Genomic DNA, 12,234 nt, shown 5'->3' with positions numbered 1-12,234 from the left:
CGAACTCCGAAAGTGTCTCGCATGACCGCACCCGGCTCCCTGCTTTCCCAAATTCTTCTGCTTTTGGCTGGAGCGGTCCTCGCCGCACCGCTGTTCAAAAAGCTCGGACTGGGTACGGTGCTCGGTTATCTTGCTGCGGGCGTGGTCATCGGACCGGTGCTGCAGCAGATTATCGATGCTGAAGAAGTGCTGCACTTCTCCGAGTTCGGTGTCGTCTTCCTGCTGTTCATCATCGGGCTTGAACTGAAGCCCTCGCGGCTCTGGCAAATGCGCGGCGACGTCTTCGGACTCGGCCCGGCACAGGTGGTACTGACCGGTCTCGTGCTGATGATGCTTGCCTATTTCACCAACATGGCAGACTGGCGCGGTAGCCTCATCATCGGTTTCGGTCTGGCACTCTCCTCGACCGCCTTCGCATTGCAGATCTTGAACGATGAAGGCGACATGAACAGCCGCTATGGCCAGCGGTCTTTCTCCGTACTGCTTTTCCAGGATCTCGCCATCGTGCCGCTTCTGGCGCTGATCACGATTCTGGCCCCTGGGACGACGGAAGCGGAAGCAACGCCACTCGTCGACTTCGCCGTGGCCGTTGCCGCCGTCGGCGCCATGGTACTTGCCGGCCGCTATCTGCTCACTCCGATGTTCCAGGTGATCGCCCGCACGGGGGCGAGGGAGGTTATGATCGCCGCCGCACTCCTCGTGGTGCTCGGATCAGCCACGGCCATGCAGGCTGCCGGCCTTTCCATGGCGATGGGAGCCTTCCTCTCCGGCGTGATGCTTGCCGAATCCTCCTACAGGCATGAGCTGGAAGCGGATATCGAACCATTCCGCGGCCTGCTGCTGGCGCTCTTCTTCATGGCGGTCGGCCTGTCGCTCGAAGTCCACGTCATCCTGGACAATATCCTCTTCATCCTGCCGGCAGTGCCAATCTTCATGGCTGTCAAGGCGCTGATCGTCTACGGGCTGTGCCGCCTCTGGGGATCGTCGCACAACGATGCCGTCAGGATCGCCTTCCTGCTGCCGCAGGGTGGTGAATTCGGTTTCGTGCTTTTTACGACAGCGACTGCCGCGGGCCTCCTCTCCTCCGCGACCGCTTCGCTGCTCATTGCCGTCGTAACCCTCTCCATGGCGTTCACGCCGCTCGGCGCGGCACTTTCCAAGCGTTTCCTCAGCGGTGAAACGCGCGAGGAACTAGAGGAGGATTTCGACGGGGCAGACGCCGACGTGCTGATGATCGGCTTCTCGCGTCTCGGCCAGATCGCCGCGCAGATCCTTCTTGCCGGCGGTCGCGAGGTCACCGTCATCGACGATTCCGCCGACCGCATCCGTCAGGCGGCATCGTTCGGCTTCCGGATCTATTTCGGCGACGGCACGCGCCGCGACGTGCTGATCGCCTCGGGCATAGAGCGGGCAAAAGTCGTCGCGGTCACCACCCAGAAGCGCGAGACGACCGACCGGATCGTCGATCTGATTCGCTCGGAATTCCCTGACGTGCGCCTCTTCGTGCGCTCTTACGACCGTATTCACTCCTTGTCGCTTCGAGCCCGGAATATCGAATACGAACTGCGCGAGACGCTGGAATCCGGTCTTCTCTTCGGCCGCCGGACGCTGGAGGCGCTCGGCATGTCTGAAAACGAGGCGGAGGAGATCGGCGATGATATCCGCCGTCGCGATGAAGAACGGCTGCAGATCCAGGCCGTCCAGGGGCTCGGCGCCGGCCGCGAGATGCTCTTCAACAGCCCGGTTCGGCCGGAGCCGCTCATCAAGCCGAAGCGGGCACCGGTCATGGAAGAGATGGGTTCGGAGCCGGCGGTGGCGGAGACCAGCTAGAGCAGGTCGGCCGCCTCTGTTCTTCCCACGCAAGCCGGCGCTACTTATTGCGCTCGGCCATCGCGACGATCGTTGCGAGGAGTTCCTCTTTGGCCTGCGACGGCGTGATCTCACCGGTCGCAGCAGCGTGGGAAAGAGCCTCTGCCGCGCCAAGCATGCTCCATAAACCAGCCGACCTGATAGTGCCCGCCTTCGCAAAGGGGGCAAGAACAGCCCGGCACTTCTCCATGAAGACAGCCTGGTAATCGCGCTTGATCTTTTCAAGCTCCGGGGAACCGGCAAGGGCGGCGATGACGCCCGGTATTTCACGCCCCTGCTGCAGGACGCATTCCACATAGGAGGAGGCGATCACTCGAGCGCGGTCGGTCAAGTCGGCTTCGCCCTTCTCCAATGCAGCGTCCATAACGGCGGTCTGGCGCACATCGAACTCCTGGTAGAGAGCTATCAGCAAATCCGGACGTGTGGCGAAATGATCGTATACAACTGGCTTGGCGACCCCCGCGCCTTCGGCCAGACGACCCAGGGTCAAGGCATCGGTCCCCTCGTCTCGGGCAATTTTCCATGCCACATCGAGAAGCTGACGATGCCGGGCCTCGCGCGTGAGGCGCTGGCGTGGACGGCGGGTGGTTTGCTCTTCCATGCTTGACTTCACTATATACCAAAAGTAACTTACTAAAAGTATATAATCTCCAGACCTCCACAGCAAGCTCATCAGGAGTACCCGACATGCATGCCCTTATCGTCGTCGCGCATCCCGAGCCAGGTTCCCTCACCCATAATGTCGCTGCCCATATCGGACACGGTATCGCCTGCGATCCGGCCAATTCTTTCGAGATCGCCGACCTCGCGGCCGAAGGCTTCGATCCCCGGTTTACGACAGTCGATCTGGCGGTCCATCGTCGCGAGATGGCGGCTTCCGCTGACGTCATCGCCGAACAGGCGAGAATAAATCGCGCCGATGCGCTTGTACTGGTCTATCCCGTCTATTGGTGGTCGATGCCGGGACTGCTGAAGGGGTGGATCGACCGCGTCTTCAGCAATGGCTGGGCCTATGACGAAGGCGCCGATCTGAAGCTCGTCAAAAAACTTCAGCGGCTCCCTGTCCATCTGGCGGCCATCGGCGGAGCCGACATGCGCACCTATGCGAGGCATGGTTATTTCGGTGCCATGAAAACGCAAATCGACCATGGAATTTTCGACTATTGCGGCGCCAGGGTGGTGACTTCGGAGCTTTTGCTGGAGCAGCGGGAAGGAGAAGATCAGCGATTACAGACCGCGCGCACCATTGGCTGCAATCTTTTCAGGAAGAAGATGTCCCAGGCCGCCTAGCGATCTCAGGCCTCAATCGCTGCGTGAAGCGCGTCGATGGCGCGCTTCAAGTCGTCCTTCACGCCCTCGGATTCCTCCAGGATTTCGCGGGCTCTCAGGAAATCCAGCACCCGGAACCGGTTGACCGAGGGCCGCAGGAAAATCTGCGGCGGATTGAGCTTCAGCTTGAGCGCGATAGTCGCCTGCATGGTGAGTTGGCTGGCGCCGAACAGGCTGTCGATGCGGCTCGGAGCATGGGTACCATCTCCTTCGGGCGCGCCGACCACATCGACGCCGATCACCACGTCGGCAAGCTCCATCAGATGTTCGTAGGGAACGGGATTGAAGACGCCGCCGTCGACCATGATCCGGCCGTTGACGCGCACCGGCATGAAAAGGCCGGGAATGGCAGCCGAGGCTGCGATCGCCGTGCGCAGTTCGCCCTCCTCCAGCACCACCTCCGCCTGGCCGTAATAATCGGTGGCCGAAATCTTCATCGGGATGTGGAGATCGGCGAAATCCTTCGGCACATCAGGTGGCAAGAAGGCATCCAGGATGAGTTCGAGATTGAAGTGGCCGAAGCGGAAGCCGCCGAGCTTATCGCGCATGGTGGCCGGGCCGAGGCTCCAGAGCTTGTTGAGCAGCACACCGCGATTGCCGATCGTTTCCAGCGCAAAATTGCGGATCTCGCAGCCTTTCATGCCCGACGCCATGCCGGCCCCCATGATCGCGCCGATCGAGGAACCGGAGATCGCTACCGGCCGGATACCAAGTTCGTCGAGCGCCTCGATGATCTGGATATGCGAGATGCCCCGCGCGCCACCTCCGCCGAAAGCGATCGCAAAGGTCAGCCCGCTTTTCCGTTCCGCAGACTCGACATCGGGAAGCGCAAGCTTGACGTTCATTCCTTTCCTCTCACGCCTTTCTTTCACATCGGCTGGTAGCGGAAGAAATCCATGCGGGTATCGCCGAAGAGGCGGCTTTCGAGCAGTTTGAAGGCCGGACCCACCGCAGATTTCACGTCGGCACGCTCCTCCAGGATCGCAAGGGCGCCAGGGACCAGCCAGCCGCCCGTGTGGGCCGCGAGCAAGGCCGCATCGCCCAGACCCTGACCATAGGGCGGATCGGCGAAAAGGAAATGGAAAGGCTCCATCGTGCCGACCGCGCCAAGCTTCGTAGCATCGCGGCGCAGGATACGAGAGCGGCCATGCAAACCGAGATTGTCGATGTTTTCCCAGAGCAGGCCCCGCCCTTCGACGCCGTTCTCGACAAACAGGGCATGACGACAGCCTCGCGAGACGGCTTCGAGACCGACCGCGCCGGTGCCGGCAAAGAGATCGATCACCCGCGTGCCGTCCAGCGCCTCCGGATAGACATGGCTGATGATGTTGAACAGGCTTTCGCGTGTCCGGTCGATGGTCGGCCGGATAGCATCGGTTTTCGGTGTGGCCAAGGATCGGCCGCGAAACTCACCACCTACGATCCGCACTGTCCGTCACCCCTTTGGCCCACGCGGCTTGTTGCCGGACCTTGCCCCGCCCGGACGCGAACCGCCCGGACGACCGCCAGGTTTGCCGGCGCCGCCCGGCTTTCCACGACCGCCAGCGCCTTTTCCGGCAAAACCACCTGCGCCGGCCGGCTTGCCGCCGAAGGATTTGCCAGCCGGTTTTCCGCCGCGCGGCTTGTCGCCGAAAGGCCGGTCGCCGGCGGGCCGCTCGCTGCGCGGACGTTCGGAGCGAGTGCGTTCGGCACGCCCCTCGCCCGAGGAGAAGGATCGTGCGGGACGATCACCATCCTCCCGAGGCCGGCGTTCGCCCCTCGGCTTATCGAAGGACCGTTCGCCACGCGCCGGACGGTCTCCAAAGGGACGGTCACCACGCGGATGCTCGGAGCGCCTCTCGCCCGAGAAAGAACGGGCCGGGCGATCCCCGCCCTCGCGTGGCTTGCGATCACCACGAGGCTTATCGCCAAACGGGCGTTCGCCGCGCGGGCGATCACCCTCTTCGCGCGGCCTGCGGTCGCCTCTCGGACGGTCACCAAAGGAACGCTCTCCCCGTTCGGCCCGATCGCCAAACGAACGCTTGCGGCCGAAATCGCCGCCCTCTTCGTCGCGCGGACGGGGGGCCGGCGCCTCGGCGCGGATCCAGTCGTTGTCATCGTCGGCGCGGTTCACCACGACGCGGCGATCATTTTCGGGCGCAGGCTTCTTGAACAGCCGTTCGGCGTCAGCACGCGCGGAGATTTTTTGGGCCTTGCCGTCCGTCGTGGGGCGGGCGCCCGGCGCCATCCAGACATTGGCGGTGCGGCTGGTGCCCATCGGAGGACGCTTCTTCGGGCGCTCCTCTTCGTCCCGATCCCGGTTGCCGAATGATTTGCCGCCGCGGGGCTTGTCCGCAAACTTGCGGTCATCGCGCTTTGTGTCGAGCCGGCCGAGTGCCTTCTCGCGCCTGTCTTCCGGCTTGCCGGCTCGCGGGCGCTCCGTCTTTTCCGGCTTTACGGCCCAATCGGACCGTTCGGAGGCGGACCGTTCGGCGCGCACCGGCTTGTCGTCTTCCGAGCCCCTGTCGTTGTAGAGCGGCGCATCGAAATTCGCCTTGGCTTCCTCGATCAGGCGCGGCCCGAGCTGGTCGCGCAGCATGCGGCCACGCACTTCGATCACCTGGCCCTCGGGCAGATCACCGAGCTGGAACGGCCCATAGGAGATACGGATCAGGCGGTTGACCTCGAGCCCAAGCGCGCCGAGAACGTTCTTGATCTCGCGGTTCTTGCCTTCGCGAAGGCCCATGGTGATCCACACATTGTGACCCTGGCCACGGTCCAGCGTCGCATCGATCGAACCATAGAGCACGCCGTCGACGGCAATCCCCTCCTTGAGCTTGTCGAGCGCTTCCTGATCGACCTCGCCATGGGCGCGGACGCGGTATCGACGCAGCCAGCCCGTTGTCGGCAATTCCAGGACGCGCGACAGGCCGCCGTCATTGGTGAGCAGCAGCAGGCCTTCCGTGTTGATGTCGAGTCGGCCGATCGAGAGCACCCGCGGCAGACCTTCCGGCAGGTTGTCGAAAACGGTCGGGCGGCCTTCCGGATCGGAATTGGTGGTCACGAGGCCGGCCGGCTTGTGATAGAGCCAGAGGCGGGTGCGCTCGATCCCGCGGATCGGCACGCCATCCACCTCGATCTTGTCGTTAAGCGTCGCATTGACAACGGGCGTGTCGAGAAGCTCACCGTTCAGCTTCACCCGACCCTCCATGATCATCCGCTCGACATCGCGGCGGGAGGCAACACCGGCGCGCGCCAGGAGCTTGGAGATGCGCTCAGGCTTGCCTTCGGCCTCGGCGGATATCGTTGCGGCCGGCGCGGGCTTGCGCGCTGCCTTTACCGGTTTTTCGGAAAAGGCTTTCGGCGCGGCGTTTTTCCTTGCCCCCTTGGCGGCCTTGCTGCCGGCAGCCGCCTTCGGGGCCGATCTGGGTTTGGTTTCGCGAACGAAAGTTCTGCCTTCGCCGCGCTTCGGCTTGTCTTTGGAATTCATTTGTTGTTTGCCTGAAGCGTGATGTCTGACGGAGATGATCCGGACATTCTTGTTCGTGTTGACTTAAGTGGTGTTAGGCCCGCAAATCGGGCTTCCGGTTGGATGCTTCCTACCAGTTCGCGCGATCCGGGTTAAGAGGAAATCGCCTGAAATGGCCAATACCGATGGTTTCATGGACACAGCGCTCGCCGAAGCCCGGGATGCCGAAGCCCGCGGCGAGGTTCCGGTCGGCGCCGTGCTGGTGCTCGACGGCGTCATCATCGCCCGGTCGGGAAACCGCACCCGTGCCTACAACGATGTCACGGCCCATGCCGAGATGGCCGTGATCCGCGATGCATCCGCAGCACTCGGGCAGGAGCGGCTTGCCGGGGCCGATCTTTACGTGACGCTCGAACCCTGCACCATGTGCGCGGCGGCAATCTCTTTTGCCCGCATACGCCGTCTCTACTACGGCGCGGAAGACCCGAAAGGCGGCGCGGTCGACAACGGCGTCCGCTTTTTCAGCCAACCGACCTGCCACCATGCGCCGGAGGTCTATTCCGGGCTTGGCGAAACCGAGGCGGCAAGCCTGCTCACCGGTTTCTTCCGATCGAAGCGAGAGGGTTGACCGGCATGCCGGCAATCAGAAGAGCTTCCACCATTCGCGGGAGTTCTTTGCCTCCGTGGCTTCCTTCTTGCGGCGCCTTTCCTTCTGGAGTTCGGGCTCGCCAAGATCGCTCAGATTGGCCGTATCCGCCGAACGGAACTCCGCAGGCGGTTCGGTAAGCGAACGGCGGCGGGCAGAGACGTCAACGGTCTCGGCGTCCTGCTTGGCCTTGCGGAAGGCCTCCCACTTTTCGGATTCGGTCAACTGACCGCCCTGGCCCTTGCCGGTGATAAGGGGAGATTGATATCTCGGATTGTTCGCGTTTGCATCCGCCTCTTCGCGGAGTCGCTTACGCGTTTCTTCCGGAGATTCGACCCAGTTCGGATTGTTTTCGCGGTTGGCAAGCGATTGCTGTGGCGGCGGCAGGTTAGCCGCATCGCCCTTGGCGACGACAAGCGAAGGGCGCGGATTGTATTTCAGATTTCGCTTGGCTTCGTCTTCCTTGCCACCGATCGAAACGGCCGAACCAAGGTCGTCGGTGAGTTGCTCGAGGGCAGTCTTGTCGGTGCCGTAGGTGGGGCTGCCAAGGCAGCCCGAAAGGGTCAAGGTCGAGGCGAGGATGCCGGCCACGCCCATGCCGACACGAAACGCAGATGTCGTTGTCATCAAAACCCTTCCAGCGGCGCCCGTCCTCGACGCCTGAGACTACTTGCACCCCAGATGGCGGGAAAATCCGGCCAATTTCGGGCAGAAATACCGGATGATGCGCCAAAGCGCAATCATCCGGCGGCTTTTCAGGTCAACCGAGGCGACCGAGGGCTGCGAGTTCGCGAAGTGCCGCAGCGTCGCGTGCGGAGACATCCGGCCAGTCGGGATCGGAACCGACATCCTTCGTCACCCGCCAGGAGCGGGCGCACTTTACGCCTTCAGCGAGCTTCGGATCGACGGCGACGCCCGGAACTTCCGGCAGCCGGAAGGCGCTTTCCGGCCCCTCGCCCGCCACGATCTTGATGCCCGAAGTGATGCAGATCTCCTCGAAATCCTGGCCCTCCAGCGCCTTCAGAAGCGCCGCATCGGTGACGTGGACGACGGGAGCCGCTTCCAGCGAGGAACCGATGCGCTTGTCCTTGCGCTCGATCTCCAGCGCGCCGGTGACGACGGAGCGGACCCGGCGGATCGCGTTCCATTTTTCGGCAAGCATGTCATTGCGCCATTCGGCCGGAACGTCCGGGAACTGTTCGAGATGCACGGAGACCGCGCCCGGATTGCGCGACAGCCACGCCTCCTCCGTGGTGAACGGCAGCATGGGCGCAAGCCAGGTCACCATGCAGTCGAAGATCCTGCGGATGACGGAGAGTGCTGCACGGCGGCGCAGCGATGACGGCGCATCGCAATAAAGCGCATCCTTGCGCACATCGAAATAGAAGGCCGAGAGTTCGACATTGGCGAAATCGATGAGCGCGCGTGCAATCTTCTTGAACTCGAAGGCGTCGTAAGCCTCACGCACGAGCTTATCCAGTTCCGCCAGGCGATGCAGCATCAGCTTCTCGAGTTCCGGCAGGTCGGCATAGGCGATCTCCTCGCCCTTGTCATGGGCGAGCGTGCCAAGCATCCAGCGGATCGTGTTCCTGAGCTTGCGATAGGCATCGACATTCGTCTGGATGATCGTCTTGCCAAGGCGCTGGTCTTCCCAGTAGTCCGTCGTCATGACCCAGAGGCGCAGGATATCGGCGCCGGCATCCTTCATGACGTCCTGCGGGGCCACGACATTGCCGAGTGATTTCGACATCTTCTGGCCCTTCTCGTCCATGGTGAAACCATGGGTGATGACCGTGTCATAGGGCGCGCGGCCACGGGTGGCGGCCGATTCCAGAAGCGAGGAATGGAACCAGCCGCGATGCTGGTCGGAACCTTCCAGATAGACGTCAGCCGGCCATTTCAGGTCCGGGCGATCTTCCAGCGTGAAGGTGTGGGTGGAGCCCGAGTCGAACCAGACGTCGAGGATGTCCATCACCTGCGTCCACTTGGCCGGATCATGCCCATTGCCCAGGAACCGTTCCTTGGCGCCTTCGGCAAACCATGCGTCCGCGCCTTCCACCTCGAAGGCATCGAGGATGCGCCGGTTGACGGCCTCGTCAGCCAAAACCTCGCCATGCTCGTCGACGAAGACGCAGATCGGCACGCCCCATGCCCTTTGGCGCGACAGCACCCAGTCCGGGCGCTGCTCGATCATGGCGCGCAGGCGGTTCTGGCCGGCAGCGGGCACGAAACGGGTGTCGTCGATTGCCCTCAGCGCCCGCTCACGCAGCGTCGTGCCGTCGGCAAGCGTCTTGTCCATATAGACGAACCATTGCGGCGTATTGCGGAAGATGATCGGCTTCTTGGAACGCCAGCTATGCGGATACTGGTGCTTCAGGCGACCGCGGGCGAAGAGCATGTTCTTCTCGATCAGCGCCTTGATGACGCGGTCGTTGGCATCGCCCTTCTTGCCGTTGTCGTCCATGACGCGCGCACCCTCGAAACCAGGAGCGTCTGTCGTATAGGTACCGGAATCGTCGACCGGGAACGGGATCTTCGTCTCGATGCCGCGCGCTTCCAGCTCCCGGATATGATGTGTCCAGGCCTCGAAGTCCTCACGACCGTGGCTCGGCGCGGTGTGGACGAACCCGGTACCAGCATCGTCGGTGACGTGGTCGCCGGCCAACAGCGGCACAGGGAATTCATAACCGCCGCCGAGGCCCTTGAGGGGATGGGCGCAGGTGATCGCCGCCATCTCGTCGGCCGAGATATCGCGAAGACGCTTGTACTGGAGCTTGGCCTTGGCGAAGCTTTCTTCGGCCAGCTTGTCGGCAAAGATCAGCTTTTCGCCCGGACGCGGCCCGAAGTCGTTTTCCGCCGCCGTGACCTCATAGAGACCGTAGGCGATCTTCGGCGAATAGGAGATCGCCCGGTTGCCGGGGATGGTCCATGGAGTCGTCGTCCAGATAACGACATGGGATCCACGTACATCATCCATGTACGACTTAGCCTTTTCAGGCGTGTCAATCGCACCAACACTTACAACGGGAAACTTCACCCAGATCGTGTCGCTCTCGTAATCCTGATACTCAACCTCGGCCTCCGCCAGCGCGGTGCGCTCGACCACCGACCACATGATCGGCTTCGAGCCGCGATAGAGCTGGCCGCTTTTGGCGATCTTCAGCAGCTCGCCGGCGATGCGCGCTTCGGCGTGAAAATTCATCGTCAGGTACGGGTTCTCGAAATCGCCGACGATGCCGAGGCGCTGGAATTCGCCTGCCTGCACCTTGATCCATTTTTCCGCATAGGCGCGGCATTCGCGGCGGAACTCGGTCATCGCCGCAGGCTCGGAAAGATCGGGCTTTGCCTTGCCCTTGGAACGATAGTTCTCTTCCTCGATCTTCCACTCGATCGGCAGGCCGTGGCAGTCCCATCCGGGCACATAGTTCGAGTCATAGCCGCGCATCTGGAACGAGCGGGTGATGACGTCCTTGAGGATCTTGTTCAGCGCGTGGCCGATATGGATATTGCCGTTGGCATAGGGCGGGCCGTCGTGCAGGACGAATTTCTCGCGCCCGGCGGCAGAGGCGCGAAGCTTCTTGTAAAGGTCCATCTTCTGCCAGCGGGCAACCAGTTCCGGCTCCTTCTGCGGCAAGCCGGCGCGCATCGGGAAATCGGTTTCGGGCAGATAGAGGGTCTTCGAATAGTCGAGTTTTTCGGCGGTATCGGTCATGATGGCAATCGTTTCTGGCGCCGCAACGGGGCGCGTCTCGATGAAAACACGGTGGCGGAAGGCGCTTGTCGTAAGCGCCGAAAACCCGGACCCTCCGGCCGCTCTTACAGCGCGCGGAAGGCCGGGCCGATAATTCGTATGATCTGAGCCAGCCGAAATTTTTGCATAGTGGCGGTTGTTTATGTGTTCTTGCCGAAAAAAGGAAGAGGGTCGGTCCGGAATATGAAGACCGGCTTCGGCAAAATATCGGACCCGCCTATCTCCTGTCCCACCCGGTTAAGGCAGGCGGGACAGGAACAGGACTGAAACAATGGCGTTCAGCCAAGCGGGATTTCGAGCAAGTCGCGTCCGACGACAATCTCCCCGCCAAAATGCGTGGCGGTTTCGGCACGCCACATTTCGTCGGTGATCCACTCCATGTCGCCAGGCCCGAAATGGCTGAGGACGAGTTTTTTCGCGCGTGCCTGTGCGGCGATCATCCCCACCTGCTCAGCCGCCGTGTGGCTTTCGACGATGTGCTTGCGGAAAGCGGGGGTGCCATTCGCTCGCTTCACCAGGGCGTCGACGCCGGGAAGGTAGAGGACTTCGTGCACCAGCACGTCCGCATCGCGCGCGAAATCGGCCAGCGCCGGATTATAGGCGGTGTCACCTGAATAAACGACGACCCCATACGGCGTCTCGAACCGGTAGGCGAGATTTTCCAGCGGAGGGTGGGGCGTCGTGAAGGCGGTCACTTTTACGCGCTCATCCTGCATGACCAGTCCGTTCTTTTTGGTAAAATCGTGGGCGCGCAGGAGCTTGGACGGGTCGGCACGCCCCTCGTCCTCCATCCTGGTCGCGACGTCGAGACGGTTGAGCTGCCAGAAATCCCTTGCCATATCTTCAAGCCCGGCCGGTCCATAGGCATCGATCGGCTGCCGCAGTGCCCCGGATACCCAGATATTGTAGACCAGATTGCCGAATTCGAGCTGATGGTCCGAATGCATGTGGGAAATAAGGATCGTGCGGATGCTTGCAAGATCGATCCCCGCCTTCACGACCTGAGCCGTTACCCCCATGCCCGTGTCTATGATGTAGGTAACGCCGTCGACGATCAGCGCATTGGCGGGGCTGGATCGATTTCCACCCACGCGCGGCCCGCCCTTGGTGCCCAGCAGCACAAGTTTCGCCCCCTTGGGAACTGCCGGCGCCTCGGCATGAGCGGCAATCGGAAACATGCTTGAAGCACCG

The 12,234-nt window shown here is 62.3% G+C and carries 10 protein-coding genes; 3 read left to right on the top strand and 7 right to left on the bottom strand.

Annotated elements, in window-relative coordinates:
* Positions 1–21: 21 nt before the first annotated feature.
* Positions 22–1,830: a monovalent cation:proton antiporter-2 (CPA2) family protein gene (locus tag J2046_RS02715; protein ID WP_210049207.1), complete on the top strand. Its 1,809-nt coding sequence runs from the start codon at positions 22–24 to the stop codon at positions 1,828–1,830.
* Between the two features lie 40 nt (positions 1,831–1,870).
* Here the strand turns inward: J2046_RS02715 and J2046_RS02710 are convergent, their stop codons facing one another.
* Positions 1,871–2,470: a TetR/AcrR family transcriptional regulator gene (locus J2046_RS02710; RefSeq protein WP_210049205.1), complete on the bottom strand. Its 600-nt coding sequence runs from the start codon at positions 2,468–2,470 to the stop codon at positions 1,871–1,873.
* A gap of 86 nt (positions 2,471–2,556) precedes the next feature.
* Between J2046_RS02710 and J2046_RS02705 the strand changes: the two genes are divergently transcribed.
* Entirely contained in the window at positions 2,557–3,159 is a 603-nt protein-coding gene (locus J2046_RS02705) for an NAD(P)H-dependent oxidoreductase (protein ID WP_210049203.1), read from the top strand.
* Between the two features lie 5 nt (positions 3,160–3,164).
* Here the strand turns inward: J2046_RS02705 and J2046_RS02700 are convergent, their stop codons facing one another.
* Genes J2046_RS02700 through J2046_RS02690 form a run of 3 tightly spaced genes read right to left on the bottom strand, consistent with a single transcriptional unit; the run spans position 3,165 to position 6,667 of the window.
* A complete protein-coding gene (locus J2046_RS02700; protein ID WP_210049201.1) occupies positions 3,165–4,043 on the bottom strand; it encodes a patatin-like phospholipase family protein in 879 nt (292 codons plus the stop codon).
* Between the two features lie 23 nt (positions 4,044–4,066).
* On the bottom strand, positions 4,067–4,627 hold the full coding sequence (gene rsmD / locus J2046_RS02695; RefSeq protein ID WP_210049199.1) for a 16S rRNA (guanine(966)-N(2))-methyltransferase RsmD: 561 nt from the start codon (positions 4,625–4,627) through the stop codon (positions 4,067–4,069).
* 6 nt (positions 4,628–4,633) lie between these two features.
* The gene (locus J2046_RS02690; RefSeq protein ID WP_210049192.1) at positions 4,634–6,667 is read right to left on the bottom strand and encodes a pseudouridine synthase; all 2,034 of its coding nucleotides are present in this window, start codon (positions 6,665–6,667) and stop codon (positions 4,634–4,636) included.
* Between the two features lie 151 nt (positions 6,668–6,818).
* Between J2046_RS02690 and J2046_RS02685 the strand changes: the two genes are divergently transcribed.
* Positions 6,819–7,274 (top strand): nucleoside deaminase, encoded by a 456-nt coding sequence (locus J2046_RS02685; protein WP_210049190.1) that lies wholly within the window; start codon positions 6,819–6,821, stop codon positions 7,272–7,274.
* A 15-nt stretch (positions 7,275–7,289) separates the two neighbouring features.
* Here J2046_RS02685 and J2046_RS02680 read toward each other — a convergent pair whose 3' ends face one another.
* From J2046_RS02680 to J2046_RS02670, 3 genes are all read right to left on the bottom strand, one after another.
* Complete coding sequence (locus J2046_RS02680; protein WP_210049188.1) at positions 7,290–7,919, bottom strand: hypothetical protein; 630 nt, start codon at positions 7,917–7,919, stop codon at positions 7,290–7,292.
* Between the two features lie 133 nt (positions 7,920–8,052).
* Positions 8,053–11,004 carry an isoleucine--tRNA ligase gene (ileS, locus tag J2046_RS02675; protein WP_210049186.1) on the bottom strand — a complete coding sequence of 984 codons (2,952 nt, stop codon included), beginning with the start codon at positions 11,002–11,004 and terminating at the stop codon, positions 8,053–8,055.
* A gap of 317 nt (positions 11,005–11,321) precedes the next feature.
* A complete protein-coding gene (locus tag J2046_RS02670) occupies positions 11,322–12,221 on the bottom strand; it encodes an MBL fold metallo-hydrolase (RefSeq protein ID WP_233469474.1) in 900 nt (299 codons plus the stop codon).
* Between the last annotated feature and the right edge of the window lie 13 nt (positions 12,222–12,234).

Origin of the sequence: Neorhizobium petrolearium (genome assembly GCF_017873175.1) — a bacterium.
GTDB classification, from domain to species: Bacteria; Pseudomonadota; Alphaproteobacteria; order Rhizobiales; family Rhizobiaceae; genus Neorhizobium; species Neorhizobium petrolearium.
The sequence above is the reverse complement of the archived record's forward strand: the minus strand, read 5'-3'. Positions and strand labels throughout refer to the sequence as shown.

Bases quoted from the DNA above. Each gene is read 5' to 3' on its own strand.
- J2046_RS02670 (WP_233469474.1), bottom strand. From the start codon at position 12,221: ATGTTTCCGATTGCCGCTCATGCCGAGGCGCCGGCAGTTCCCAAGGGG.
- J2046_RS02680 (WP_210049188.1), bottom strand. From the start codon at position 7,919: ATGACAACGACATCTGCGTTTCGTGTCGGCATGGGCGTGGCCGGCATC.
- ileS (WP_210049186.1), bottom strand. From the start codon at position 11,004: ATGACCGATACCGCCGAAAAACTCGACTATTCGAAGACCCTCTATCTG.
- J2046_RS02710 (WP_210049205.1), bottom strand. From the start codon at position 2,470: ATGGAAGAGCAAACCACCCGCCGTCCACGCCAGCGCCTCACGCGCGAG.
- J2046_RS02705 (WP_210049203.1), top strand. From the start codon at position 2,557: ATGCATGCCCTTATCGTCGTCGCGCATCCCGAGCCAGGTTCCCTCACC.
- J2046_RS02715 (WP_210049207.1), top strand. From the start codon at position 22: ATGACCGCACCCGGCTCCCTGCTTTCCCAAATTCTTCTGCTTTTGGCT.
- J2046_RS02690 (WP_210049192.1), bottom strand. From the start codon at position 6,667: ATGAATTCCAAAGACAAGCCGAAGCGCGGCGAAGGCAGAACTTTCGTT.
- J2046_RS02700 (WP_210049201.1), bottom strand. From the start codon at position 4,043: ATGAACGTCAAGCTTGCGCTTCCCGATGTCGAGTCTGCGGAACGGAAA.
- J2046_RS02685 (WP_210049190.1), top strand. From the start codon at position 6,819: ATGGCCAATACCGATGGTTTCATGGACACAGCGCTCGCCGAAGCCCGG.